At 73.0% G+C, this 25,237-nt stretch carries 20 protein-coding genes; 13 read left to right on the top strand and 7 right to left on the bottom strand.

Features of this window, described 5'->3' with window-relative positions:
- Positions 1–11: 11 nt before the first annotated feature.
- The 3 genes from ABZ860_RS24110 to ABZ860_RS24100 are packed head-to-tail and all read right to left on the bottom strand — an operon-like array spanning position 12 to position 3,698.
- On the bottom strand, positions 12–1,397 hold the full coding sequence (locus ABZ860_RS24110; protein WP_357223994.1) for a DUF1116 domain-containing protein: 1,386 nt from the start codon (positions 1,395–1,397) through the stop codon (positions 12–14).
- Positions 1,398–1,431: 34 nt separating this feature from the next.
- Positions 1,432–2,796 (bottom strand): FdrA family protein, encoded by a 1,365-nt coding sequence (locus tag ABZ860_RS24105; RefSeq protein ID WP_357223991.1) that lies wholly within the window; start codon positions 2,794–2,796, stop codon positions 1,432–1,434.
- Positions 2,793–3,698, bottom strand: coding sequence for a DUF2877 domain-containing protein (locus ABZ860_RS24100; RefSeq protein WP_357223988.1), 906 nt, complete (start codon positions 3,696–3,698; stop codon positions 2,793–2,795). Before ABZ860_RS24100 ends, ABZ860_RS24105 begins: the two co-directional genes overlap by 4 nt.
- A 244-nt stretch (positions 3,699–3,942) precedes the next feature.
- Between ABZ860_RS24100 and ABZ860_RS24095 the strand changes: the two genes are divergently transcribed.
- The 6 genes from ABZ860_RS24095 (at position 3,943) to cutA (ending at position 11,068) form a co-directional block, all read left to right on the top strand.
- Complete coding sequence (locus ABZ860_RS24095; RefSeq protein WP_357224100.1) at positions 3,943–5,520, top strand: PucR family transcriptional regulator ligand-binding domain-containing protein; 1,578 nt, start codon at positions 3,943–3,945, stop codon at positions 5,518–5,520.
- Positions 5,521–5,538: 18 nt separating this feature from the next.
- Positions 5,539–5,766, top strand: coding sequence for an RNA-binding S4 domain-containing protein (locus ABZ860_RS24090; RefSeq protein WP_167538717.1), 228 nt, complete (start codon positions 5,539–5,541; stop codon positions 5,764–5,766).
- 147 nt (positions 5,767–5,913) lie between these two features.
- Positions 5,914–7,296, top strand: coding sequence for a solute carrier family 23 protein (locus tag ABZ860_RS24085; protein WP_357223985.1), 1,383 nt, complete (start codon positions 5,914–5,916; stop codon positions 7,294–7,296).
- Positions 7,297–7,323: 27 nt separating this feature from the next.
- Positions 7,324–8,199: an FAD binding domain-containing protein gene (locus ABZ860_RS24080; protein WP_357223982.1), complete on the top strand. Its 876-nt coding sequence runs from the start codon at positions 7,324–7,326 to the stop codon at positions 8,197–8,199.
- Positions 8,196–8,687, top strand: a complete 492-nt coding sequence (locus tag ABZ860_RS24075) for a (2Fe-2S)-binding protein (RefSeq protein WP_357223979.1) — start codon at positions 8,196–8,198, stop codon at positions 8,685–8,687. Before ABZ860_RS24080 ends, ABZ860_RS24075 begins: the two co-directional genes overlap by 4 nt.
- Positions 8,684–11,068, top strand: coding sequence for an aerobic carbon-monoxide dehydrogenase large subunit (cutA, locus tag ABZ860_RS24070; protein WP_357223977.1), 2,385 nt, complete (start codon positions 8,684–8,686; stop codon positions 11,066–11,068). The genes ABZ860_RS24075 and cutA overlap by 4 nt, the downstream gene beginning before the upstream one ends.
- A gap of 8 nt (positions 11,069–11,076) precedes the next feature.
- On the opposite strand, the gene cydB is transcribed toward cutA, so the two are convergent.
- Both cydB and ABZ860_RS24060 read right to left on the bottom strand, forming a co-directional pair.
- On the bottom strand, positions 11,077–11,988 hold the full coding sequence (cydB, locus tag ABZ860_RS24065) for a cytochrome d ubiquinol oxidase subunit II (protein WP_357223974.1): 912 nt from the start codon (positions 11,986–11,988) through the stop codon (positions 11,077–11,079).
- Positions 11,989–11,999: 11 nt separating this feature from the next.
- Positions 12,000–13,487: a cytochrome ubiquinol oxidase subunit I gene (locus ABZ860_RS24060; RefSeq protein ID WP_357223971.1), complete on the bottom strand. Its 1,488-nt coding sequence runs from the start codon at positions 13,485–13,487 to the stop codon at positions 12,000–12,002.
- A 506-nt stretch (positions 13,488–13,993) separates the two neighbouring features.
- On the opposite strand from ABZ860_RS24060, the gene ABZ860_RS24055 reads away from it, so the two are divergent.
- The gene (locus tag ABZ860_RS24055) at positions 13,994–14,674 is read left to right on the top strand and encodes a carbon monoxide dehydrogenase subunit G (protein WP_357223968.1); all 681 of its coding nucleotides are present in this window, start codon (positions 13,994–13,996) and stop codon (positions 14,672–14,674) included.
- A 133-nt stretch (positions 14,675–14,807) separates the two neighbouring features.
- On the opposite strand, the gene ABZ860_RS24050 is transcribed toward ABZ860_RS24055, so the two are convergent.
- Complete coding sequence (locus ABZ860_RS24050) at positions 14,808–15,986, bottom strand: NAD(P)/FAD-dependent oxidoreductase (RefSeq protein ID WP_357223965.1); 1,179 nt, start codon at positions 15,984–15,986, stop codon at positions 14,808–14,810.
- A gap of 138 nt (positions 15,987–16,124) precedes the next feature.
- Complete coding sequence (locus tag ABZ860_RS24045) at positions 16,125–16,772, bottom strand: PadR family transcriptional regulator (RefSeq protein WP_357223962.1); 648 nt, start codon at positions 16,770–16,772, stop codon at positions 16,125–16,127.
- A 128-nt stretch (positions 16,773–16,900) separates the two neighbouring features.
- Here ABZ860_RS24045 and ABZ860_RS24040 point away from each other — a divergent pair, with 128 nt between their 5' ends.
- From ABZ860_RS24040 to ABZ860_RS24015, 6 genes are all read left to right on the top strand, one after another.
- Positions 16,901–17,563: a DsbA family oxidoreductase gene (locus ABZ860_RS24040; RefSeq protein WP_357223959.1), complete on the top strand. Its 663-nt coding sequence runs from the start codon at positions 16,901–16,903 to the stop codon at positions 17,561–17,563.
- A 94-nt stretch (positions 17,564–17,657) separates the two neighbouring features.
- Positions 17,658–19,703 (top strand): hydantoinase/oxoprolinase family protein, encoded by a 2,046-nt coding sequence (locus ABZ860_RS24035; RefSeq protein ID WP_357223956.1) that lies wholly within the window; start codon positions 17,658–17,660, stop codon positions 19,701–19,703.
- Positions 19,693–21,540 carry a hydantoinase B/oxoprolinase family protein gene (locus ABZ860_RS24030; protein ID WP_357223953.1) on the top strand — a complete coding sequence of 616 codons (1,848 nt, stop codon included), beginning with the start codon at positions 19,693–19,695 and terminating at the stop codon, positions 21,538–21,540. Before ABZ860_RS24035 ends, ABZ860_RS24030 begins: the two co-directional genes overlap by 11 nt.
- 683 nt (positions 21,541–22,223) lie before the next feature.
- A complete protein-coding gene (locus ABZ860_RS24025) occupies positions 22,224–22,379 on the top strand; it encodes a hypothetical protein (RefSeq protein WP_357223950.1) in 156 nt (51 codons plus the stop codon).
- Positions 22,380–22,518: 139 nt separating this feature from the next.
- Positions 22,519–23,685, top strand: a complete 1,167-nt coding sequence (locus tag ABZ860_RS24020) for a CoA transferase (RefSeq protein ID WP_357223947.1) — start codon at positions 22,519–22,521, stop codon at positions 23,683–23,685.
- A complete protein-coding gene (locus tag ABZ860_RS24015; RefSeq protein ID WP_357223944.1) occupies positions 23,682–25,184 on the top strand; it encodes a carboxyl transferase domain-containing protein in 1,503 nt (500 codons plus the stop codon). The genes ABZ860_RS24020 and ABZ860_RS24015 overlap by 4 nt, the downstream gene beginning before the upstream one ends.
- The last annotated feature ends 53 nt before the right edge of the window (positions 25,185–25,237 follow it).

Below are 25,237 nucleotides of genomic sequence, written 5' to 3'. Positions count from 1 at the left end.
TCAATGGGAATTCACGCGTCGCCCAGCGCGTCGAGGGCGGCCGTGAAGGCCTCGGCCGGCGGGCTGACCAGACCCGCTCCCACCTGCCCGGTTCCGGCGACCCTGCCCGCGATTCCGGTGTTCACGACGGGCAGCAGACCGGTCCTCGCCACGAGCGCGACGTCGATGCCTGCCGGCGTGCCGCGGAAGCCCAGCCCCGGGATCTGGTACGCCGGGTGCTCGGCCATGGTGATCTCGTACATCGAGGTCGTGGCCGCCACGGCGTCGGACACCTCGCCGCCGACGAACCGGACGATCGCGGGGGCCGCCGCCATGGCGAAGCCGCCCAGCCCCGCCGTCTCGGTGATGGTGGAGTCGCCGATGTCGGGGTTGGCGTCGTCCGGGCCGTAGCCGCCGAGGTACAGGCCGTCGGGCACGCCGGCGGGGCCGGTGAACCACCGGTCGCCGAGGCCCGACACCTGTATTCCGAAATCGGTTCCATTGCGCGCCATCGCCACGACCAGGCTCGATCCGGGCACGCCGCGCGCCGCGTCGGCGCTGACTTTCGCCGCCGCCATTCCCGCGTTCAGGAAGAAATGATCATTTCCATTGATGAACCGCAGGACCTCGGCCGCGCGGTCCGGGGCCGCCTCCACGACGGCGGGCGCGATCTCGCGCACCAGCAGGGACGTGGCGGCGCGGTTGCGGTTGTGCAGTTCGTCGCCCATCTGCAGCGCCTGCGCGATGAGCGTGCGCAGGTCGAGAGGGCCGCATCGCTCCAGGGCCGCCGCCAGCACCGGCCCGAGCACCTCTCCCATCCAGCGCAGCCGCTCGATCACCTCGGGCCCGTACGCGCCGTAGCGCAGGACCTTGCCCAGCCCCTCGTTCAGCGAGCAGTAGGCCGTGCCGCCGTGCTCGGCGTCGGCGACCTCCAGCATCCACATGGAGGGGCTGACCACTCCGGCCATCGGGCCGACCGTGCGGTGGTGGTGGCAGGAGTCGAGGGTGATCCCCGCGCCGGAGGCCAGCCGGTCCTCCGCCTCCTCAGGGGTGGCCGCCAGGCCCTCGAAGAGCATCGCCCCGACGAGCGCCCCCCGCATCGGGCCGGACGCCCGTTCCCAGGTGATCGGCGGGCCGGCGTGGAAGAACTCCCCGGCCTCCAGGCCGAGGACCTCACGCGCCGGACGTACGCCGGTCAGCATGGGCCGGGCCGACAGCATCCGCCCGACGGCGGCGGCGTTGGCGCTCTCGCGCCGGGGATCGGCCAGTACCCGCGCGAGGGCCGGGGAGGCGCCCGGCAGCGGCGGCCGCCAGTCGACCTCCCGTCGCGGCACGGCCTGCCGGTCCAGCGCCTCGCCCAGCACCTGCGCTCCGACGGTGACGACGCGCGGCTCGCCGTACAGCATGGAGAGGCTCATGGGGCTCCGATCCGGGTCGGTGCGGCCATGCCCGTCACCCGCCCGCGAGGAGGCGGGCGTGCCGGGCGGCCGCGGCGTTGGAGGTGAAGACCGCCGCCCCGGCCTCGTTCAGCCGGGCGGCCTGGGCGCGCAGCCCCTGCGGGTCGCCGTCGGTGCCGACGACGGCCACGACCACGTCCACGCCCCTGGTCACGGCGTCGCGGATCGCGGGCGCGAGCCAGGAGGACGGGTCGGGGTCGGCGCCGTGCCCGAGCACGACGTCCATCAGCACGACACCGGAGGCGACGCCGCGCAGCGCCTCCAGGCGCAGCGCCGGGTCGATCATGGGGTGGGCCCGGCCCCGCGTGTAGGCGTCGTCGCCGAAGTCGGTGAAGTCGCCGGCGCCCGCGACGAGGGCCGCCTCCGCGCACAGCGTGCCGCCGGCGTAGAGCCCCCGCAGGGCCCCCGCGTCCCGGCGCCCGGCCTGCGCCGCCGCGGGCCAGGACGGCCACTCGGGCACGTCGCGGCCGAGGGCCCGCAGCACCTTCTCCGCGGCGGTGGTCAGGTCGTCCTGCCCCGGCCCGAGCAGCGCGGCGACGACCGGCGTCGCCAGGTCGAGGTCCCGTACGGCACGGGCAACCTCGGGGGCGGGAGGCTTGGAGACCAGCACGATCAGCTCGGTCGCCGGGTCCTCGTCGAGCGCGCGCAGCGCCTGCACGGCCGAGCGCCCGCCCACCTCGGCGGACAGGTCCCTGCCGCCCACGCCGAGCACGTGGGACACGCCGACGCCGGCGAGGTCGAGCAGGCTCGTCACCTGCTGGGCGCCGGTCCCCGAGGCGGCCACGACGCCGACGGGCCCGGGGCGCAGGACGTTGGCGAAGCCGAGGCCCGCCCCGCCCACGACCGCGGTGCCGCAGTCGGGCCCCATCACGAGCACGCCCCTGGCCCGCGCCCGGTCCTTGAGCAGGACCTCCTGCTCCACCGGCATGTTGTCACTGAAGATCATCACCGAGAGCCCGGCCTCCACGGCGTCGAGCGCCTCGGCGAAGGCGTGCTCGCCCGGCACGCTCACCAGCGCCAGGGTCGCCTCGAACGCCCGCGCGGCCGACCGGGTGGTGCGCGGCGGCGCCTCGCCCCGCGTCCCGCTCGCCGGCGCCCGTGCGGCGAGCTGTCGCTCCAGTTCGGCGGCGGCGTCCTCCAGCTCCGCCGGCGAGCCGGCCCGTACGGCCACCAGCAGGTCGCCGGGCGTCGCGGGCGGAACCGCGAAGCCGAGATCGCGGGCGAGGCCCGCATTGAGCTCCGTGGCCATCGCGACGACGGCGACGGTCACTCCGGGCCTTTCGGTGAGCGCTCGGCTCACCCGCATCAGCGTCACGGAGTCGCGGTAGACCCCGGGGCGCACCTCGACCAGGTCGTTCAACGGCCCTCCCGAAGGGCGAGGACGGCGGACAGGCCGATCTGCACGCCCCACGCCAGGTCGGCGCCCGAGGTGTGGCCGAGGCGGAGCAGGCGGTGCACGGCGGCATCGAGCGGCTGGTGCCCGGCCACGCCGCGCAGCAGCCCGGTGACCTCCGGGCTCGCCTCGCCCCTCGCGGCACAGTGCAGCAGGGTGGCCGAGATGGGCGTGGTCCGGGTGCGTGCGTCGTAGGTGACCGCCGCGGCGAGCCAGTCGGCCAGCCAGACGGCGCGCGGCACTCCCGCCGCCGCGCCGAGATGCCGCAGCGCGACCAGCAGGCCGGCGAGCATGTCGTCGCCGCTCGGCGTCAGCCCCGGGCCGAGGCCGATCAGCCGCTCGGCCGCGGTGATGCTCTCCACCAGTGAACCGGTCCGGCAGCCGCGCTCCAGCAGCGCCGGGGCGCCGTCCGGGGCCAGCCCGGGCCGCCGGGGCGAGGCCGCGCGGGCACGGCCGAGCAGGCCGAGGGCGGGCCCGAGCCGCGCGGGGTCGGCGGGGCCGAGCGGGGGAGCGGGGTCCCACCAGCGGCGCACGCAGATCGACACGCCGCCGACCTCGACGGAGCCCTCGCCGACCCAGGCGTCGTCGCCCGCCGACACCCCGTCGAGGCGTTCGGGGAGCACCACGGCGTTGGGCAGGCGGGTGGCCTCGCCCGTCACCACGGCGACGACGTGCGGCTCGGCCTCGCTCCTGATCTCCAGGTAGAGCGCGAGGGGAAAGGCCGCGAGCACCCTGGCCGGGCGGCGGGGGGCCTCGATCGCGGGCCGTACGGCCACGCTCGCGGCGCCGCTCACATAGGCGGGGGCCGCCGGGGGGCGGGACGCGGGCGTCGCCGCCCGCCGCCCTCTCGGGCGCGTGCCAACACTCACCGGACCTCCCGAAGCCAGTCGTTGCCGACGCTAAGCCCCGGTCTCCCCCCTCCGTACGGAGAAAGGTGCCAACAGTCGGCCGAATGCTTGGCTCTTCCTGCCAGGACCGGTGTCGGGCACAATCGCCCTGAGACGTCCCCGGAGCGAACGAGGAAGGTGGGCGACCGATGACCCGAGGGCGTCGCGACCCCCGGTGACGGCATTTTCGGAGACGGCATTGCAGAACGACCCGGCCCCGCCCGCCATGCGGCTGGCGAGCACTGGAACGATCCTCCACGGCGTGTCGGTGGGCGAGGTGCTCGGGGTCTCGACGCTGGCGGACGCCCGTCTGATCGCCGGGCGGGGCGGCCTCGACCGCATCGTGCAGCGCCTCAACGTGATGGAGGTGCCCGACATCCTCGCCTGGGTGAAGCCGCACGAGCTGCTGCTCACCACGGGCTACCCGCTGCGCAACACGCCGCAGTCGCTCGACCGGCTCGTGGCCGACCTGGACGAGCGCGGCCTCGCCGCCCTGGCGATCAAGCTCGGCCGCTACCTGGACGAACTTCCGGCGGAGATGGTCGAGCAGGCCGACAGGCTGGACTTCCCGCTGATCCTGCTGCCCAACGACGTGGGCTTCGACGACATCCTCAACCAGGTGCTCACCGACATCCTCAACCGTCAGGCGGCGATACTCGCCCGTACGGAGGAGGCGCACCGGGCGCTCGTGCAGATCGTGCTGGCCGGGGGCGGGATGCGGGAGGTCACGGCGGAGGTGGCCGGGCTGCTGCAGGTGGCCGTGGGGGCGGCCGACGCCGCCGGCCATCTCCTCGCGGCCGCCGGGGAGTCCACTCAGGTGGCGCGGCTGCGGGAGATCAACGCGGCGCTCGCGCGGACGCCGTCGGCCCCGCGCCCGGGCGGCGACGGGCACTACGCGGCGGTGCCGATCGTCGCGGGCGGGCACCACCACGGGAGGATCGCGGCCTACAGCGCCCACGGCACGCTGACCTCCAGCGACATCGGCATCCTGGAGCGCGCGGCGACCGTCGCCGCGCTCGTGATCACAAAGCAGGAGGCGGTCACCGCCGTCGAGAGCAAGTACCGCGCCGACTTCCTGCGCGACGTGCTCACCGGCAGGGGCGGGCTGCGGGTGGCCGAGCGCGCCCAGGCGTTCGGGTGGGATCTCGAACGCCCGGTGAGCGTGCTGGTCGCCGAGATCGACCCGGACGCCGAGGAACGACCGGTCCAGGACCGCATGCTGGCGGCGTGGCAGGCGTCGGTGCGCAAGCACGACCCGCGCGGCGCGGTCGCAGGCTTCTCCCATGAGGTCGTGGCGATCGTCGGGGCGGCGGCCGACCCGGCCAAGGTGGCCAGGGACGCGCTCGCCGCCGTCTCCGACGGCACGTTCTCCACCGGCCTCAGCCGGGTCGCCGCCGGCGTGGACGCCCTGCCCGGTGCGTACGGCCAGGCGCTGAAGGCCGCCCGGGTGGGCCGTCAGCTCCACGGGGCCGGCGCGGTCGCCCACTTCGACGAGCTGGGGGTCTACCGGCTGCTGTCGCTGGTGAACGACACCGACGAGCTGCACGCCTTCGTCCGCGAGACCCTGGGCCCGCTGGCCGGGGACGACGACGCGGAGAACGCCGACCTGCGCCGCACCCTGCAGGCGCTGCTGGAGACCAACCTCAACGTCGCCGAGACCGCGCGCCGCCTGCACTTCCACTACAACACCCTGCGCTACCGGATCGGGAAGCTGGAGCGGATCCTCGGCAACTTCACCGAGGACGCGCACCTGCGGCTCAACCTCACCCTCGCCCTGCACGTGCTGCGCATGAGGGGTATCTGAATTACCTAAGCTGGCGGCGTGAACGACGCGAAGGCCCCAGCGATCACCTTCGAGCTGGACGGCGACTACATCCCGCTCTGCGATCTTCTCAAGTTCTGCCAGATCACCGACAGCGGCGGCGCGGCCAAGCACCTCGTCGCGGAGGGCCGGGTGCGCGTCGACGGACGCGTGGAGCTGCGCAAGGCCTGCAAAATCCGGGCGGGCCAGGTCGTCACCGGCGAGGGGTACACGATCCGCGTGGTATGACGCCCCGGAGCGCGCCGGTTTGGCAGATCATGCCCATGTCTGGCGCGCACGCCAGTCCTAAAGTGCCCCAAACGGTCTAGAACGCCGCGGAGGGACGCCTGCGGGGTGGCCGACCGGCCCACGGCCCAGTGAGCAAGAGGGGCGTAAATGGCTTTCAGATGGACAGTGCACGGCGACGGGCGAGGGCTGGCCCCCGGAGAGGTCGTCAAACCCGACGAGAGGCTGAGCTGGCCGCGCATGGTCGGCATCGGCGCCCAGCACGTGATCGCGATGTTCGGCGCGACCTTCGTGTTCCCCCTCGTCATGGGGCTGGATCCGAACACGGCCGTGATGATGTCGGGCGTCGCGACGATCCTGTTCCTGCTCTTCACCCAGGGGCGGATCCCCAGTTACCTGGGCACGTCGGCGTCGTTCGTCGGCGGCGTCGTGGCGGTGCGGGCGGCGTTCGGCGGCGACACCCCCGGGGCCGACCAGGTCGTGACCGGCGCGATCCTCGTCGCCGGCCTGGTGCTCGCCCTGTGCGGCGTGGCGATCCACGTGGTCGGCGTGCAGATCATCCACCGCGTCTTCCCGCCGGTCGTGACCGGCGCGGTGGTCATGCTGATCGGCTTCGGCCTGGCGTACGTCGTGGCCGACGTCTACTGGCCGCAGGACCCGTGGATCGCGCTGATCACGATGGTCGCGACGTTCGTGTTCATCGTGCTGTTCCGCGGTTTCCTCGGCCGGATCGGCGTGCTGCTCGGGCTGGTCTTCGGGTTCGTCCTGTCCTGGCTCGCCGACAAGGTGTTCGGGAACATCACGGCCTACAACGCGGGCACCGGGAAGATCGACACCCACCCCCGGGTGAGCTTCCAGGCGGTCGCCGACGCCGACTGGATCGGGCTGCCGCACTTCCACGCCCCGTCGTTCCAGGCGTCGGCCGTGCTGGTGGTGCTGCCCGCCGTGATCGCCCTGATCGCGGAGAACGTGGGCCACGTCAAGGCCGTGGGTCAGATGACCGGCGCGGACGTCGACCCCCAGATGGGCAGGGCGGTCATCGCCGACGGCGTCGGCACCGCGGTCGCGACCGCCGTCGGCGGCTCGCCCACCACTACGTACGCTGAGAACATCGGCGTCATGGCGGCCACCCGGGTCTATTCGACGGCGGCCTACTACATCGCCGCGGTCATCGCGATCCTGTTCGGCCTGTGCCCCAAGTTCGGCGCGCTGGTCGCCGCCACGCCGGGCGGCGTGCTCGGCGGCGTCACGGTCATCCTGTACGGGATGATCGGGTTGCTCGGCGCGAAGATCTGGGTGGAGAACCGGGTGGACTTCGCCGACCCGGTCAACATGGTGCCGATCGGCGCGGGGATCATCCTCGCGATCGGGCCGGTCACCCACCAGATCACCGGCGACTTCTCGCTCGCCGGGATCGCGCTCGGCACGATCGTGGTGCTCGCCGGCTATCACCTGCTGCGCGCCATCGCGCGCAGACCAGCGAAGGAGGTCACGGGTGGGGAGATCGGGTTCGAACGCGACCCGGCCGTCTGAACGGCCCGTGCCGCGGGTGCTGACGCGGTGAAGCCGCCTCCGTTCCGCTATCACGGCCCGGCCACCCTCGGCGAGGCGCTCGACGTCCTCGCCGAGGCCGGGCCCGGCGGGAAGGTGCTGGCGGGCGGCCAGAGCCTGATCCCGCTGCTCAACATGCGGCTGGCCGCGCCCGCCCACATCGTCGACGTGAACCGCGTGCCCGGCCTCGACGGGATCGAGGCCGGGCCGTCCGGCGTACGCGTCGGGGCCCTGGCCCGCCACGCCGCCGTGGAGCGCTCGCCGCAGGCCGCCGCCGCGCAGCCGCTGCTGCGGCAGGCGCTGCGGCTGGTCGCCCATCCCGTGATCCGCAACCGCGGCACGGTGGTGGGCAGCCTCGTACACGCCGACCCCGCCGCCGAGATGCCCGCCGTGCTCGCCCTGCTCGGCGGGTCCGTACGGCTGGCGAGCCGGGGCGGGGAGCGGGAGGTGGCGGCCGCGGAGTTCTTCACCGGCCCGATGGAGTCGGCGCTGCGGCCCGGCGAACTGGCCGTGTCGGCGTTCTTTCCCGCGCTGCCCCGGCGGTCGGGCACGGCCTTCCACGAGGTGGCCCGGCGGCACGGCGACTACGCGGTGGCCGGGGTGGCCGCCGCCGTCACACTGGACGAGGACCTCCGGATCGCCGCCGCCCGCGTCGCCTGCGTGAGCGTGGGGCCGGTCCCGGTGGTCGTGGACGTGACCGCGGCGTGCGGCCCGCGCCCGGATGCCTCGGCCGGCTGGGAGGCCGCGGCGGGAGCCGTGCGGGACCGGATCGAGCCGGAGGGCGACATCCACGCGACGGCGGACTACCGGCGGCACCTCACCGGGGTGCTCGCCGCACGGGCGCTGCGGGACGCCGCCGCCGCGGCCCGCGGGGAGGAATCGTGAACGAGACACGCCATCACGTGACGCTGACGGTCAATGGGGTCGTGCGGGAGGCGACGGTGCCCGGACGGCGGCTGCTGTCCGACTGCCTGCGCCACGACCTCGGGCTCACCGGCACCCACGTGGGCTGCGAGCACGGCGTCTGCGGCGCCTGCACGGTGCTGCTCGACGGCGAGCCGGTGCGGTCGTGCCTGACGCTCGCCGTCACGGTGGACGGCCGCCGGATCACGACGGTGGAGGGGCTGGCGCGCGACGGCGAGCCGTCGCCGGTCCAGCGGGCCTTCACCGAGTGCCACGCCCTGCAGTGCGGGTTCTGCACGCCGGGGTTCCTGTGCACGGTCACCGCGTTCCTGCGGGACAACCCCGCACCGACGGAGGAGGAGGCGCTGGAGGCCGTGGCGGGCAACCTGTGCCGGTGCACCGGCTACCAGAACATCCTCAAGGCCGTCCACCGCGCGGCGGAGATCCAGGCGGAGGAGGGCGGGGCATGACGACGAAGCTGTTCGGCGAGCCGGTCCTGCGGCGCGAGGACGCCCGGCTCATCACGGGTCAGGGGCGCTACCTCGACGACCTGGGCGCGGGCGCGCTGGCCGCCGCCTTCGTCAGGTCGCCGCACGCCCACGCCCGGATCCTCGACATCGACGTGTCGGCCGCCCTCGACGTGGAGGGCCTGGTCGCCGTCTACACGTGGGAGGACCTGCCGGGGGCGCTGGCCGAGCCGCTGCCGCTGCTGATCCCGCACCCCGCGCTCACCCACGGCCGCACGGCGTACCCGCTGGCCCGGGAGATCGTCCGGCACGTCGGCGAGCCGGTCGTGATGGTCGTCGCCCGCGACCGCTACCTCGCCGAGGACGCCTGCGCCCTGATCCGGGTCGACTACGAGATCCTCAAGCCGGTCGTGGGCATCGAGGAGGCCGTGCGCGGCGTCCACCTCGTGCACGAGGACGTGCCGGGCAACGTCGGCGCGCACCTCGTCCAGGAGGTGCCGGGACCGGGCGGCCTGACCGCGCGGGAGGCGATCGAGGCCGCCCCGCACACGCTGGAGTTCCGCCTCGACATCGAGCGCAGCGCGTGCACGCCCCTGGAGGGGAAGGGCGTGTACGCCCGCTGGGACGCCGACGACGGGTCGCTGCGCGTCTACTCCTCCACGCAGACGTCCACGAGCGTGCGGATGGCGATCGCGGCCAAGCTCGGGCTGCCGCTGCCCAAGGTGGAGGTCATCGCGCCCGACGTCGGCGGCGGGTTCGGCGTCAAGATCGTCCACCCGTGGCCGGAGGAGGTCCTCGTGCCGTGGGCGGCCCGGCTCCTCGGCCGCGAGGTGAAGTGGACCGAGGACCGGCGCGAGCACTTCGTCTCGTCGTCACACGAGCGCGGCCAGGTCCAGCACGTGCGGGTCGGGTTCGACGGCGAGGGGCGCGTCCTCGGCCTGGAGGTCGAGATCCTGCACGACCACGGCGCCTACACGCCGTACGGGATCATCGTGCCGATCATCACCTCGACGCAGCTGCTCGGGCCGTACAAGGTGGGGGCCTACCGGGTCGAGTTCTCCTCGATTTACACCAACACGGTGCAGGTCACGCCCTACCGGGGCGCGGGGCGCCCGCAGGGCGTGTTCTGCATGGAGCGGACGATGGACCGCATCGCCGCCCACCTCGGCAGGGACCGCACCGAGGTCCGCGCGGCCAACTTCATCCAGCCGGACGAGTTCCCCTACGACCAGGGCATGACCTTCCAGGACGGGCGTCCGCTGATCTACGACAGCGGCGACTACCCCGAGGCGCTGCGCCTGCTCAAGGAGCTGATCGGCTGGGACTCCTTCCCGGAGACGAAGGCCCGCGCGGCGGCGGAGGGGCGCAGGATCGGCATCGGCGTCGGCTGCTACGTCGAGGGCACCGGCGTCGGCCCGTACGAGGGCGGGCACGTGCAGGTCACCTCCGACGGCCGGGTGCACGTCTCGACCGGCCTGACCTCCCAGGGGCAGGGACACGAGACCGTGTTCGCCCAGATCGCGGCCACCGAGCTCGGCGTGCCGATCGAGAAGGTGTCGGTCGTCACCGGCGACACCCGGCGCTTCGGGTACGCCGTGGGCACCTTCGCCTCACGGGCGGCCGTGATGAGCGGCAACGCGATCGCGCTCGCCTGCCGGAAGGTCAGGGAGAAGGCGCTGCGGATCGCGGCGGAGGCGCTGGAGGCCGACCCGCGCGACCTGGAGATCACCGACGGGATGGTCCACGTCGCCGGCGTGCCGTCGGCGTCGATCCCGCTGGCGACCGTCGCCGTGCTGTCCAACCCGCTGCGCTACGCCTTCGACGAGGAGGCCCGGCGGGCCACCCAGTTCGCCGGGCCCGCCTCCGACGACCGGCCGCCGGTGGCGGAGGGGGAGGAGCCGGGACTGGAGGGCAGGGACTACTACTCGCCGGTCAGGTCCACCTTCGCGGCCGGCATGCACGCGGCGATCGTGGAGACCGACCCGGACACCGCGGAGATCAGGATCCTGCGGTACGCCGTCGTCCACGACTGCGGCAGGCTGATCAACCCGATGATCGTCGAGGGCCAGATCCACGGCGGGGTCGCCCAGGGCGTCGGCGGGGCGCTGTACGAGAAGATGGTCTACGACGAGCACGGCCAGTTGCTGAACGCCTCGTTCATGGACTTCCTGATGCCGTACGCCACGGAGGTGCCGCGCATCGAGACGGCCCACCTGGAGACGCCCTCGCCGCTGAACCCGCTCGGGATCAAGGGCGCGGGGGAGGCCGGGGTCATCCCCGTCTCCGCCGTCATCGCCTCCGCGGTCGAGGACGCCGAGGGCATCACGATCGCCCGGATGCCCATCTCGCCCTCCGACCTCCACCACCTGCGCCTGGAACGGTGAGCCTGCCGTCAGTGGACTCCGGCGGTGAGGCGCTTGCGGAAGACCCAGTAGGTCCAGGCCTGGTAGGCGATGACGCCCGGCAGGGCGATCAGGCCGATCCAGGTGAGGACGGTCAGCGTGTACGGCGCCGAGGCCGCCTCGGCCAGCGTGAGCCCGGGCAGGGGAGCGGTCCACAGCACGCCGAAGACGGTGGCCGTCGTCGCGGCGATCGCCGTGGCGGTCGCGCTGAAGGCCCAGCCCTCCCTGCGGCCCCACACCAGCGTCACCCCGGCCGCCAGCGCCGCGGCGGCGAGCAGGGCGGTGCCCAGCGTCCACATCGGCCCCTTGCCGGGCACGGACGGCAGCGTGGCGATCGCCACCGGCACCGCGCCCACGGCCGCGAGCAGCGCGGCGCGTCGGGCGCGGGCGCGGACCCCGCCGGTCGTCTTGAGCGCCACGAACACCGCGCCGTGCAGCACGGCCACCGACAGCGACAGGGCCCCGCCGAGCACGGTCGCCAGCGCCGTGCCGAACAGCAGGTTGCCGAAGATCGCGCCCCACAGGAACGCCGGCAGCACGCTGCCGGTGACGATCCCGGCGTCGCACAGCGCGACCTCGCGCCGCGAGTGGACCTTGCCCCGCCACTCCAGGCCCACCCCGCGGACGACCAGGCCGGCGATGACGAGGAAGACCGGCAGGTAGAAGCCGCTCAGCAGGCCGGAGTACCAGGCCGGGAAGGCGGCGAACATCGCCCCGATCGCCGTGATCAGCCACACCTCGTTGCCGTCCCAGACCGGCCCGATGGTGGCCAGCACCTGCCTGCGGTCGGCCTCCGACCGCGACAGCAGCGGCAGCAGCGCGCCCACGCCGAAGTCGAATCCCTCCAGGACGAAGTAGCCCGTCCAGAGGAACGCGATCACGATGAACCAGAAGGTCGTCATCTCGTGACTCCTCAGTACATGAGCGTCGGCGTGAGCCGCGCCTCGTCGGGGCGGGCGGGAGCGGCGCCGGTGGGCGCGCTCTCGACCGGCGGCAGCTCCGGACCCGCCTTGACGTGCCGCACGAGCAGCACGCCCTCGGCCAGCGCCAGCACGCCGTACAGGACCGTGAAGATCGCCAGGGTGATCGCGACCTCGCCGAGCGAGACGCCGGGCGACACGCTGGCGGCGGTCATGAGCTCGCCCTGGACGGTCCACGGCTGGCGGCCGATCTCGCTGAGCAGCCATCCGGAGATGATCGCGACGGCGGGCAGCGGGAGCGCCAGCACGCACAGGCGGGCGAACCAGTCGGGCACCGGCTTCGCCGTGCCGCCCTGCCGCCGCCGGGGCCGCCGGGTCAGCCACAGGCCGAGCACGGACAGGCCCACCGTGGCCATGCCGAAGCCGATCATCACGCGGAACGACCAGAAGACGACCGGCAGGTTCGGGGTGTAGTCGGCCGGTCCGAAGGTCTTCTCGTACCGCGCCTGGATGTCGTCGACGCCCTGGACCGTCGCGCCGGGGTCGTGCGCGGCGAGCAGGCTGAGCAGGCCGGGCACCTCGACGCCGGGCACGATCGAGAACGGCGCCCCGGCCGTGTCGTGGCGCAGGCCCTCCGCCGCGGCGAGCTTCATCGGCTGCTGCTCGCGCAACAGCTGGCCGGACAGGTCGCCGCTGCCGGCGACGACGGCCCCCGCGATCGCCGTCATCACGAGCGCGGCGCGCAGGCTGGTCCGCCACATGTCCGGGAGGCGGCGCATCGGCGTGGTGGCGTCCCCGGCGGCCGTACGGGCCGGGTGTCCGGCCTTCCGGGACCGCTCGGGCCGCAGGCCGAGACCGCGTTCGCGCAGGATGCGGTAGCCCGCGACGGCGATGACGAACCCGCCCGCCACGACGAACGAGGCGGCGACGACGTGCGGCACCTGGGCGAGGGCGGTCGAGTTGGTCAGCACCGCCCACAGGTCGGTCATCCTGGCCCTGCCGTCCACGACCTCGTAGCCGACCGGGTGCTTCATCCACGCGTTGGCCGCGAGGATGAAGTACGCCGACAGGTTGGAGCCGATGACGGCCGCCCACAGGCAGGCGAGATGGATCCGCTTGGGCAGCCGGTCCCAGCCGAAGATCCACAGGCCGAGGAACGTCGACTCCAGGAAGAACGCGAGCAGCGCCTCCAGCGCCAGCGGCGCGCCGAACACGTCGCCGACGAAGGTGGAGTACTCGCTCCAGTTCATCCCGAACTGGAACTCCTGCACGATGCCGGTGACCACGCCCATGGCGAAGTTGATCAGAAAGAGCTTGCCGAAGAACTTCGTGAGCCTGAGGTAGTGCTCCTTGCCCGTCAGGTGCCAGGCGGTCTGGAGCCCGGCGACGTAGACGCCCAGCCCGATCGTCAGAGGTACGAAGAGAAAGTGATACACGGTGGTCACCCCGAACTGCCACCGTGCCAGGTCAAGCGCGTCCATGTCTCCCTCACACCAGAGCTCTACGGCCCGTAGTTCTATCTCCAGTAGTACTACAAGCTGTAGAGCATTAGGGCTCCGCGAAGTGCGATCTTCGTCACAGCCGGGCGATGTGGCCCAGGCCCCCGGTTCGCGGTGCCAGTCCCCGTTGCTTGCAGTGCCGACGATTGCGGTCGGATTGTCCCGACCGCCAGGGACAACGGTCCCGTCCTGCCGGGAGCGCCTCCTGGGGAGGCACGGGATCAAGAATGGACGAACGGCTACAAGTGCCGCGTCCGCCGCGCGGCTGATTCGCCCGTACGCCGCGCGGTTGACGGCGCCGAGGCCGGATCGACGGATGGGCGTACGGGTCTCCTGTCCCGCGCAGGGGGCTATGTGGCGGAGGCGGGGAGGCCCGCCGTACCGTCGGGCATGTGAACTCTGCACGACCATGGCGCCGTGCCGGGGCAGATGTTGCCGTTCTCGCCGTACGGGTGATTCTCTAGGGTGCTCGGCATCGGAGGTGGCCCATGAAGGTCTCAGGCAGCGCGCTGGTCGCGGCGGAGCGCAAGCGGGTCTGGGACGCCCTCCAGGACCCCGGCGTCCTGGTTCGGACGATCCCCGGCTGCGAGCGCCTGGAGACGATCGGCGACAACGTGTACGCGATGACGGTGACCGCGGGGGTCGCCTCGATCAAGGGCGTCTACCAGGGCGAGGTGGCGCTGCGCGACCAGGAGGAGCCGGACCGGTTCACGCTCGGCGCCCGCGGCCAGGGCGCCCCCGGCACGGTCGAGGCGACCGTGGCCGTACGGCTCAGCGACGCCGGAGGCGGCACCCGGATCGACTACGACGCCGAGGCGGTCGTCGGCGGCATGATCGGCGGGGTGGGGCAGCGGATGCTCGCCTCGGTCGCCAAGAAGACCGCGGGGGAGTTCTTCTCCGCCGTCGAGCGGCACCTGCTGTCCGTCCCCGCCGGATCCGCGCACACCGCCGTCACCGAGGCCGCCCCTGCGGCGGGCGACGCGCGTGCGGCGGTGGCGGCCGTGACCGGGGAGGCCGCCCCGCGGGTGTTCACCCGAGAGGCCCCGGCCGCGCCCCGCCAGGGCGTGCCGGCCTGGACGATGCTCGCGGCGTTCGGCGCCGGCGCCGGGGTGGCGCTCGGCAGCGCCGTCATCGGCTGGCTCCTCGGCCGTCAGAACCGCCGCAGGTAGGACGGGCGCCGCCCCAGGGACCCGGCGTCGCGAGCACCGGCATCTCCCACCTGCACAGACAGGCCGGTTCCGCCGCAGCGGGACCGGCCTGTCGTGGTTCGGCTCCCGGCCGAACGTCTCCCGAAGCCGGGGACTAGGCGAGGGCGCTCGCGGGGGCCTCCCAGTCGATGCGGTAGCGCTGCTCCGGGCCCACGGTCTTGTCCGGATTCATGAACGTCTTCAGCATCAGCGGCATGAGAAGCGGCATCAGCTTCTGCATGACCGGGCCCGGCGTCTTGGCATGGTTGATCTTGGAGGCGCGTGCCGCCACCTTCTCCACCCGGGTGCGGCGGAGCCGCTCGTACGTGGCGAACGCCTGCGGTATGTCCTCGATGTCCCGCAGGCAGCGGGCGAGCTCGACGGCGCTCTCGATGGAGAGCGACGCGCCCTGTCCCGAGCTGTTCGACGGCGCGTGGGCGGCGTCGCCGACCAGGACCATCCGGTCCCGGTGCCAGTGCGGGACGCTGGGCATGATGTAGAGCGCGCCCGTCACCTGCATGGATGTCACCGGGGTGTGCCGGAGCAGGTCGCCGCCGGGCACGTCCTCGCCGTACGTCTCGCGCAGGATGCGCATCCACTCCTCGCACGGCACCTCGCGGGCCTGGGTGAGGGGCAGGGGGCGATGGTAGGGCAGGTTGACGCCCCAGGTGCTGCCGGCCGCCGCGTTGCGCCAGTACAGGTAGAAGCCGCGCCTGCCGAAGGCGAAGACCATGGTCTCCGGATCTTCGGGCACCTCGTACGAGGACACCCCTTCCAGGCCGAGCATCCCGGTCCACTTCGGGCCGGGCGCGTCCGGATCGATGAGCCGGCGAACGGTGGAGTGGACGCCGTCGGCGCCGACCAGGACGTCGAACCGGGTGCGGCTGCCGTCGTCGAAGACCGCTGTGGTGCCCTCGACCCCGGTGAGCCGCCTGCCGTACTCGACGTCGACGCCCTGCCTCACGGCCTCGTCGCGAAGCGCACGGTAGAGGTCGGTGCGCCGCACCACGTGCATCGGTCCGACCTCGGACAGGCTGGGCAGCTCCAGGCGCGTGCGGTCGGCGAGCGTCATCACCGAGCGGGTGCTGGGCTGCGCGGCCGCACGCACCGCGTCGGCCACCCCGACGATCTCCAGTGCCGCCATGCCGTTGGGCGCGAGGGCGATCGATCCGCCGACGCCGTCGGCGCCGGTCGGGTACGCCTCGTAGATGGTGGCGTCGATGCCCGCCTTGCGCAGCGCCAGCGCGGTGACCGGCCCGGCGATGCCGCCGCCGATGATCGCGACGTTCTTCATTTCTCCTCCTGTGGGTTGACGTGCTCGCCGAACCGCCATGGGAGGAGACCCGTTATCCTCGATTCGTCACATCTTCGGGCCACCGCATGCCGGTTCGAAGGTTCTCCTGGTGGCGGTGTTGCAGCACCGCCACCAGGGCTAAAACTCGGTGATGTTCTTCTCCGCGAGCTCCTTCATCTCGGCCGACAGCCCGCCGCTCTCGTGGAAGGCGCGCCACTCCGGCAGGCCGGGGAAGGTGCCTGAGGTCAGCTCTTCGAGCAGAGCGGCGATCCAGCCCTCTTCCGCCTTGAGAATCGCCAGGTCGTACTCCATCTCGATGAGGAACAGACGCGGCACCTGCGCGCTGTCACGCCCGTAGAGCTCCTCCAGCCCGGCGATCCCCTTCCTGATCGCCGCGAGCCGGTCGGTGAGCAGCCCGGCCACGTCGTCAGGGGGGAGCACCGCCATGACCGACAGGCCGGCCCGGAACCACGGGAACTCCGTGTGGGGAACGGCGAGCAGCTCCCGGGTCCAGTCGACCAACTCCTCCCGGCCCGCCTCGGTGATCTGGTAGACGGTCCGCTCCGGCCGGCGCCCCTGGCGACCGCTCTCCAGTTCCTCGATCAGCCCGTGCTTGGCCAGGTTGCCGACGACGGTGTAGAGAGACCCCCACTTGATCCCCATGTCGTGCTCTTTGTTCCAGCCGCGCAGGGCCGCCGCCATCTCGTAGGGATGCATCGGCCGATGCGCGAGCGCGGAGAGCACCGCCAACGCCAGCAGGTTCGCCACCTTGCGCCGTTTCGCCATCGCCGATCACCCTCTTGCTCGCTTACTCGTCTACGAATATACGGCTGCGAGTGGGTGCCCGCAAGACCACGGATCTCGGCGTACGCCGGCGGGGAATCGGTTGTCGGAGGCGCTGGTTGGGACATGTCGTGAAAGTCGAGATCTTCTCCGATGTCGTGTGTCCCTGGTGCTACATCGGCCACCACCGTCTCCGGCAGGCCGTGCGCCTCTACGAGGGGGAGGTCGAGGTCGCCCATCGGCCGTTCCAGCTCGACCCGGACGGGGTCTCCGGCGGTGAGCCGCTGCTGCGCGCGCTGGAGCGCAAGTTCGGCGGCGCCGCCCGCGTGGCGCAGATGACCGGTCACGTCACGGGCGTGGCGGCGCAGGACGGGCTGGAGCTCCGCTTCGACCGGGCGATCGCCGCCAACACCTTCGAGGCGCACCGGCTGATCCGGCTGGCCGGCCGCGCGGGGCGCGAGGGGGACATGGCCGACCGGCTCTTCCGGGCGCACTTCACCGACGGCCTCGACGTCGGCGACACCGCCACGCTGGCCGCCCTGGCCGAAGAGGTGGGGGTCGAGGACACCGGTGAGGGGGCGGACGAGGTGCGCGCCGAGCTGGCCCGCGCCCGCGCGCTCGGCGTCCAGGCCGTCCCGCTGTTCCTGTTCGAGGAGAAGTTCGCCGTCTCGGGCGCGCAGCCCGTCGAGACCCTCGTGGCCGCCCTGCGGGAGGTCGAGGAGCGCACGGCCCAGGAGAGGGCCGTACGCGTGCCGGGCGGCGAGGACTGCGACGACGGCACCTGCGCCGTGTAAGCCGCCGGTCCGGGCAGGGTCTGACGACAGGACGGCGATTCTTCGGCAGAGTGCGCCGGTTCTTCCGATCGGCGGCGATCGGTAAACACGGAGCATGTCCAGCGTCCGCATCGGGGTCGACACAGGCGGCACCTTCACCGACGTCGTGCTCGTCGACGAGGAGTCCGGCCAGATCGTCACGACCAAGACTCCCTCGACTCCTGCCAACCCGGCCGACGGGTTCATGGCAGGCGTTCACAAGGTGCTCGAGGCCCACGCGGGGTCCCGCGCCCTCGATGCCGTGTCCGCTCTCGTCCACGGCACCACCGTCGCCACCAACCAGTTGCTGGAGGACCGCCCGGACGGCACGTCTCATCTGGGCTTCGTCACCACGGAGGGCTTCGAGTTCGCCCTGGAGATCGCCCGGCAGAGCGTGCCGGACGGGTACGGCAACTCCTACTTCTGGGTCAAACCGCCGCGGATCGTGCCCGTCCACCGGGTGCGGACCGTCGGGGGACGGCTCGACCACCTCGGCCGCGAGGTCCGGCCGTTCGACGAGGAGCAGGCCGCGGACGTCGCGCGGTGGTTCAGGGAGCGGGGCGTCACCGCGATCGGGGTGTGCTTCCTGCACTCCTACGCCAACCCCGAGCACGAGCGGCGGATGCGCGAGGTGCTGCGGCGTGAGCACCCCGAGGCGGTCGTGTCGCTGTCGAGCGACGTGCTGCGGGAGTACCGGGAGTACGAGCGGTCGGTGACCACGCTGGTGGACGCGGCGGTCAAGCCGATCATGCGGCGATACATCGAGAACCTGTCGGAGCGGCTCGGCCGGCCGTTCTCCGTCATGAAGAGCAACGGCGGCGTGCTGTCGGCGGCCGAGGTGGTGCACCAGCCGATCACCACCGTGCTGTCGGGCCCGGCCGCGGGGGCGCTCGGCGCGGCGCTGATCGCCGGGACCGCCGGGCACCCGAGCGCCATCACCCTCGACGGCGGCGGCACCTCGACCGACGTGGCCGTCGTGGTCGAGGGAGAGCCGTCGCTGACGACCGAGGGCAGCATCGGCCGCTACCCGTGCAAGATCCCGATGATCGACATCGTCACGGTCGGGGCGGGCGGCGGGTCCATCGCCTGGATCTCCCCCGAGGGGACGCTGAAGGTCGGCCCGAGGTCGGCGGGCGCGGACCCCGGGCCGATCTGCTACGGCAGGGGCGGCACCGAGGTGACGGTGACCGACGCGCACGTCTTCCTCGGCCGGGTGCCCCCGCATCTGCTCGGCGGCGAGATCCCCCTCGACGTCGCCGCGGCGCGGGCGGGCGTCGAGGCGCTGGCGGCCCGGCTGGGACTGACCCCGGAACGCTGCGCCACCGGGATCCTGGAGATCAGCGCGTTCAACCAGTCGAACGCGATCAGGCAGATCACCGTCCAGCGCGGCCTCGACGTGCGGGACTTCCCGATGGTCGCCTTCGGCGGCTCCGGGCCGCTGCTGGCCTGCCGCCTCATCGACATCCTCGGGCTGCGGGCCGCGATCGTCCCGCCCGACCCCGGGAACGTCTCCGCGTTCGGCCTGCTCACGGTCGACGTGAAGAACGACTACGTGCGCACGCACGTCGCCCGCGACCCCTCGCCGGAGACGCTCGGCGAGATCTTCGCCGACCTGGAGGCCCAGGCCGCCGCCGCGCTCGACCGCGAGGGATTCGCCGAGCACGTGTACGCGCGCAGCGCCGACCTGCGCTACTACGGCCAGGCGTACGAGGTGCGTGTGCCCGCCCCCGACGGTCCGGTGGACGAGGCGTGGCTCGCCGTGGTCGCCGATCGGTTCCACGCCGAGCACGAGAGGCTCTACGGGTACGGCTACCGCGACGACCCCCGCCACGCCGTCGAGTGGGTCAACCTCCGGGTGTCGGGCATCGGCCCGATCACCCGGCCGAAGATCGCCCGCAGGCCCCTCCAGGAGGACGAGCCGAGCCCGGTCGCGACCCGCGACGTGTACTACGAGCAGTGGGGCCGGACCGTGATCTACCGCCGGGCCGACCTCGGCGCGGGCGCCGTGGTGCACGGCCCGGCCGTCGTCGAGGAGTACGGCTCGACCCTGCCGGTGCACCCCGGCTTCACGGCGACCATGGACGACTACGGCAACCTCGTGGTGGTGAGCGATGACCGATAGGACCGCCGACCCCGTGCTCGTGGAGATCGTGGAGGGCACGCTCGCCTCGGTGGAGATGGAGGTGGAGACCGCGATCGCGCGTACGGCGAGGTCGCCGATGATCCGCGACGCGCACGACTTCCGCGCGGGCATCCACGACGCGCGGCTGCGCAAGCTGACCGGGCGCTCCTATTCGGCGCTGGTGCAGCCGATCGTCCGGGACTTCCCGATCGGCACCATGCGGCCGGGCGACGTCTTCTTCCACAACGACGTCTACCTGTCCGAGGGCGGCATCGGCCACCTGCCCGACCTGTGCGTGACGGTGCCGGTCTTCCACGAGGGCGACGTCGTCGCGTTCGTCCAGGCGTTCGGCCACCACGACGACATCGGCGGCGCGGTGCCGGGATCGATGCCGTCGCACGCGCGCAGCGCGTTCGAGGAGGGCCTGATGGTCCCGCCGATCAAGCTGTGGGACCAGGGCGTGCCCAACCGCGCCGCGCTCACCATCATGACCCGCAACTCCCGGATGCCCGACTCCCTCGCCGGGGACCTCGACGCGGAGTGCTCGGCCTGCCTCATGGGCGCACGGCGGCTCGGCGAGCTGTTCGACCGGTACGGCCGGGAGGCGGTCGAGGCGTGCTTCGACGCGATCGTCGGCAAGACGACCGAGACGTTCCGCCGCGAGCTGCTCGCGAAGATCCCCGAGGGTGTGCACGTCTGGGAGGACTACGCCGAGCACGACGGCGTGGACGAGCCGCGCCTGCACACCCAGCGCATCACGCTCACCGTCGACCATTCGGCGGACACCCCGCTGACCATCGACTTCACCGGCACCTCGCCGCAGGCCAAGGGGCCGATCAACCACGCCGGCGACTACGCCGACGGCGTCTTCCTGAAGAAGTGGCTGGCGCCGATCCTGCGCAACCTCGCAGACACGCCCGAACGGATGGCCGAGCTCGACGTCAACGAGGGCGTCGTGCCGCTGATCAGAATGGTCTTCCCGGAGAAGGGCACGCTGCTGACGCCGATCTTCCCCGCGCCGACCAACGCCCGTACGTTCGTGATCCTGCGCCTGCTCGGCGTGCTGGCGGGCGTGCTGGCCAAGGCGACCGGCGGCCGCATGCCCGCCGACCAGGAGACCATCCGCTACACCGGCGTGTACGGCGAGTCGGACGACGGGCCCTACCTCATGCGCGAGGTGCTCGGCGGCGGCTCGGGCGGCCGCTGGTACGCCGACGGGGAGGACACCATCCATGTGGTGCCCGACAGCCGCAACATCCCGGTGGAGTTCGCCGAGGCGCGCTGGCCGTTCCGGGTCGAGCGGCTGGGCCTGGCCGTGGACAGCGGCGGGCCGGGGGAGTTCCGCGGCGGCCTCGGCTACGACAAGCACATCCGCATGCTGCGGGACGCCTCCTTCATGTCGATCGCCGACCGCTCGATCCTGTCGTGCTGGGGCGTCAACGGCGGCCGGGCCGGCCGGCCCTTCCAGGTCACGGTGGACGGCGTGGAGATGGAGGGCCTGGTCGACGACTTCCCCGTACGCGCCGGGCAGGTCATCCGCATCCGCACGACCGGCGGAGGCGGCTGGGGCTCGCCGTACGACCGGCCGGCGGAGAGGGTGGCCGCCGACGTCCGCGACGGGAAGGTCTCGGTGGAGGGCGCCCGCGAGGACTACGGCGTCGTGGTGTCGGTGTCACGCGAGGCCGGGGCCGTCGACGAGGTCGTCGTGGACGCGGAGGCGACCGAGCATCTGCGGGAGCGGCTGCGTGAGACGCGCCCCGCCGCCTTCTTCGACCGCGGCCCGGGATACCCCAAGCTCTCCGGCGGTCTCCCGCACGCGGAGGTGGACACGGTCTGACGCGCGCTGCCGGAGCGGCGCGCCTGTGCTCGGCCTCAGCCGCTCATCGCGGCGGAGCGGGAGACCTTGGCGGGCGTGGCGCGCAACTCCGCCTCGAGTTCGGCTATCACGTGCTGAACGGCGCTTTTCATCCGTGCCCGGCGGCCGTCGAGCTCTCCGGCGAAGGCGCGAGCGGCCTGGCCCGCCCACACCGGTTCACCGCCGAACTGGGCGCAGGCCCGGTCCGGAGCCGTCTCCAGGACGTGACCGTGCTCCCGGACCGTCCCGAGCGCGGTCCGCAGGTCGTCGTACTCCGGGTTGGCACCAGGCCCGTCGCAGCGGCGCTTACAGTCCCGGCACGCGCGACTCGATCGGCCCGAACGCGCTGGGCAGCAGCTGGTTGGAGTCGCCGAGGTTCGCGCCCTCGGTCATCTCGGTGGCGTACGCGCCCGCGATCTCGGCGAGGCGGACGCGTGCGGGCGGGGCGAAGCGGAACCCCCGAGGTCCCGGTGACGACGGCGAAGGCGAATCGCGCCGCGACGTCGCTGTGGGCTCCGTCCCTCTCGTCGTACGCGCCGGACGCGGTGGCGAGCATCCGTCCGAACGCGTCGGCGGACGTGGCGCGCGCCCACGGCACCGGTGATTGGCGGCGGTTTCCGTGGGTAGCCGTTTAGTAACGGCACAAACGGGATGGTGAGTTACAAATGGCTTCTATCGTCCAGCGCATCAGGGACTACCTGCAGACCCCCAAGGGTCGGGAGAACGTCGAGAAGGCCAAGACCATGGCGCGTGATCCGCAGAACCGGCAGCGGCTGCGCCGGCTGATGGACCAGTGGCGCGGCCATCGCACGCACCACTGACGCGGCAGAGCCGGCCGAGGTGGTCGGCCCGGGATGGCAGGGCGCACGGACCGGGCTGTCGTGCCGGCGGGGTGACCTGGCAGGCTTGCCGGTGGAGACCGAAGGACGTTCTCCGTAGCGACCCCCGTGGAGGCTGGCCGTGCAGGGACCTCTCAGCGGCATCGTCGTCCTCGATCTGTCCCGGGCCCTCGCCGGGCCGCACTGTGCGCAGATGCTCGGCGACCTGGGCGCCCACGTGATCAAGGTGGAGCACCCGTCGGGGGACGAGTCGCGCGGATGGGGCCCGCCCTTCGTCGGCCCGGACCACGACATATCCACATACTTCCTCGCGGCCAATCGCAACAAGCGGTCGATCACGGTGGACATGAAGTCCGAGGAGGGCCGCGACCTCGTCGAGCGGCTCGTACGGCAGAGCGACGTGCTCGTGGAGAACTTCCGCACCGGCGTGCTCGACCGTCTCGGGTTCTCCGCCGAGCGCCTGCACGCGCTCAATCCCCGGCTGGTGATCCTGTCCATCACCGGCTTCGGCCACGACGGTCCCGAGGGCGGCCGGCCGGGCTACGACCAGATCGCCCAGGGAGAGGCCGGGCTGATGTCGCTGACCGGGCCGTCGCCCGAGGAGCCGTACCGGGTCGGGGCCTCGATCGCCGACCTGCTCGCGGGCATCCACGGCGCGTACGGCGTGGTCGCGGCGCTGTACGAGCGCGAGCGCACCGGTCGCGGGACGGTCGTCAGGACGTCCCTGCTGGCGTCGGTCGTGGGCGTGCACTCCTACCACGGCACCGCCTGGACCGTCGGCGGCACGGTGCCGAGGGCGGGCGGCAACCACCACGCGTCCATCGCCCCGTACGGCGCCTTCCGCTGCGCCGACGGCATGATCCAGATCGCGGTGGCCAACGACGGGCAGTGGCGCAAGGTGGCCCAGCTGCTGGACATCGATCCCGAAATGCCGAAATATGCGACAAACAGGGATAGGTTCGCCCATCGGGAAGAGCTGATCGCCGAGATGGAGAAGGCGCTGGCGGCGCACGACCGCGAGCACTGGCTCGCGGCGCTGCGGGAGATCGGCGTGCCCGCGGGCGCGATCCGGTCGATCGACGAGGTGTACGCCTGGGACCAGGTCCGGTCGCAGGGCCTGCTCGTCACCGTCGACCATCCCGTGCTGGGCGAGATTGAATTGCCCGGCCCCCCGCTGCGGTTCGACGGCCGAGCCTCCGACGACGGTCATGCCGCGCCTCCCGGCCTGGGCCAGGACAACGACGCCGTGCTCGGCTGGCTGGCCGAACGGGAGCGGCGATCGCCATGAACGGAGCCGGCGGGGGCAGGCCGGACGCGCGGGCGCTGATCGCGCGGGTGCTCGACCCGCACTCGTGGAAGTCGTGGGACGAGCCCCCGCGGGACCGGGCCGCGCCCGGGTCGGAGTACGCCGCCGAACTCGCCCGCGTCCGGGCCAGGACGGGGTACGACGAGTCGGTCGTCACCGGCGAGGGCACGCTCGAAGGACGCCGGGTGGCCGTCGTCGCCTGCGAGTTCTCCTTCCTGGCCGGCTCGATCGGGGTGGCGGCGGCCGAGCGGCTCGTCCGGGCCGTCGAGCGGGCCACCGCCGAGCGCCTGCCGCTGCTCGCCGCACCGGCCAGCGGCGGCACCCGCATGCAGGAGGGCGCGCTGGCCTTCACCCAGATGGTGAAGATCACCGCGGCGGTCGCCGCCCATCGCGCCGCCGGCCTGCCGTACGTCGTCTACCTGCGCCACCCCACCACGGGCGGGGTGTTCGCCTCGTGGGGCTCGCTCGGGCACGTGACGGCCGCGGAGCCGGGCGCGCTCATCGGCTTCCTCGGGCCGCGGGTGTTCGAGTCGCTGCACGGCTACCCGTTCCCCAAGGGAGTGCAGGTCGCGGAGAACCTCTACTCCCACGGGCTGGTCGACGCCGTGGTCTCGGCCGAGGACGCGCGGGAGATCGCCATCCGGGCGCTGGCCGTGCTCTGCGCCCCGCGCGCGGGCCTGGACCCCGGCCCGGAACCCGAGGAGGCGGCCGAACCGGTGCCGGCGTGGGAAGCCGTCACCCGCTCGCGCCGCGACGACCGCCCCGGAGTGCGCGAACTGCTCAAACACGGCGCACGCGACGTGACCCCGCTGCACGGCACCGGCACCGGGGAGCGCGACCCCGGCCTCCTGCTGGCGCTGGCCAGGTTCGGCGCCGCGCCCGCCGTCGTCCTCGGCCAGGACCGGCGGCGGCAGCGGACGGGCAGCACGCTCGGCCCGGCCGGGCTGCGGGTGGCCAGGCGCGGCATGCGGCTGGCGGGGGAACTGCGCCTGCCGCTGGTCACGGTCGTCGACACTGGCGGGGCCGAGCTGTCGAAGGCGGCCGAGGAGGGCGGCCTGGCCGCCGAGATCGCCCGCTGCCTGGCCGACCTCGTCATGCTCGACGCGCCGACCGTGTGCCTGCTGCTGGGGGAGGGCGCGGGCGGCGCCGCGCTGGCCCTGCTCCCGGCCGACCGGGTCGTCTGCGCGCAGCACGCCTGGCTCTCGCCGCTCCCGCCGGAGGGCGCGTCGGCCTTGCTGTACCGGACCGTCGACTTCGCTCCGGAGATCGCCGCCGCCCAGGGCGTACGCGCCGCCGACCTGCGGCGGGACGGCGTCGTGGACAGGATCGTGCCGGAACGGCCCGACGCGGCGTACGAGCCGGAGGAGTTCTGCGGCAGGGTCGGCCGCACGCTCGAACACGAGATCGCGGGCCTGCTGGACCGCCCGGCGGGGGAGCGGATGGCGGCCCGCTTCGCCCGCTACCGGTCGCTCGGCTGCTGAACCGGCCGCCCCACCCTCACTCGCCGGGCTTCGGAAAATCCTGCCTCGCCAGC

The organism is Microbispora sp. NPDC046973 (assembly GCF_040644495.1).
Taxonomy (GTDB): domain Bacteria; phylum Actinomycetota; class Actinomycetes; order Streptosporangiales; family Streptosporangiaceae; genus Microbispora.
This window is presented reverse-complemented; position numbering and strand designations above follow the sequence as displayed.

Bases quoted from the DNA above. Each gene is read 5' to 3' on its own strand.
- ABZ860_RS24110 (WP_357223994.1), bottom strand. From the start codon at position 1,397: ATGAGCCTCTCCATGCTGTACGGCGAGCCGCGCGTCGTCACCGTCGGA.
- ABZ860_RS24035 (WP_357223956.1), top strand. From the start codon at position 17,658: ATGTCCAGCGTCCGCATCGGGGTCGACACAGGCGGCACCTTCACCGAC.
- ABZ860_RS24050 (WP_357223965.1), bottom strand. From the start codon at position 15,986: ATGAAGAACGTCGCGATCATCGGCGGCGGCATCGCCGGGCCGGTCACC.
- cydB (WP_357223974.1), bottom strand. From the start codon at position 11,988: ATGACGACCTTCTGGTTCATCGTGATCGCGTTCCTCTGGACGGGCTAC.
- cutA (WP_357223977.1), top strand. From the start codon at position 8,684: ATGACGACGAAGCTGTTCGGCGAGCCGGTCCTGCGGCGCGAGGACGCC.
- ABZ860_RS24045 (WP_357223962.1), bottom strand. From the start codon at position 16,772: ATGGCGAAACGGCGCAAGGTGGCGAACCTGCTGGCGTTGGCGGTGCTC.
- ABZ860_RS24025 (WP_357223950.1), top strand. From the start codon at position 22,224: ATGGCTTCTATCGTCCAGCGCATCAGGGACTACCTGCAGACCCCCAAG.
- ABZ860_RS24055 (WP_357223968.1), top strand. From the start codon at position 13,994: ATGAAGGTCTCAGGCAGCGCGCTGGTCGCGGCGGAGCGCAAGCGGGTC.
- ABZ860_RS24030 (WP_357223953.1), top strand. From the start codon at position 19,693: ATGACCGATAGGACCGCCGACCCCGTGCTCGTGGAGATCGTGGAGGGC.
- ABZ860_RS24095 (WP_357224100.1), top strand. From the start codon at position 3,943: ATGCGGCTGGCGAGCACTGGAACGATCCTCCACGGCGTGTCGGTGGGC.
- ABZ860_RS24015 (WP_357223944.1), top strand. From the start codon at position 23,682: ATGAACGGAGCCGGCGGGGGCAGGCCGGACGCGCGGGCGCTGATCGCG.
- ABZ860_RS24085 (WP_357223985.1), top strand. From the start codon at position 5,914: ATGGCTTTCAGATGGACAGTGCACGGCGACGGGCGAGGGCTGGCCCCC.
- ABZ860_RS24060 (WP_357223971.1), bottom strand. From the start codon at position 13,487: ATGGACGCGCTTGACCTGGCACGGTGGCAGTTCGGGGTGACCACCGTG.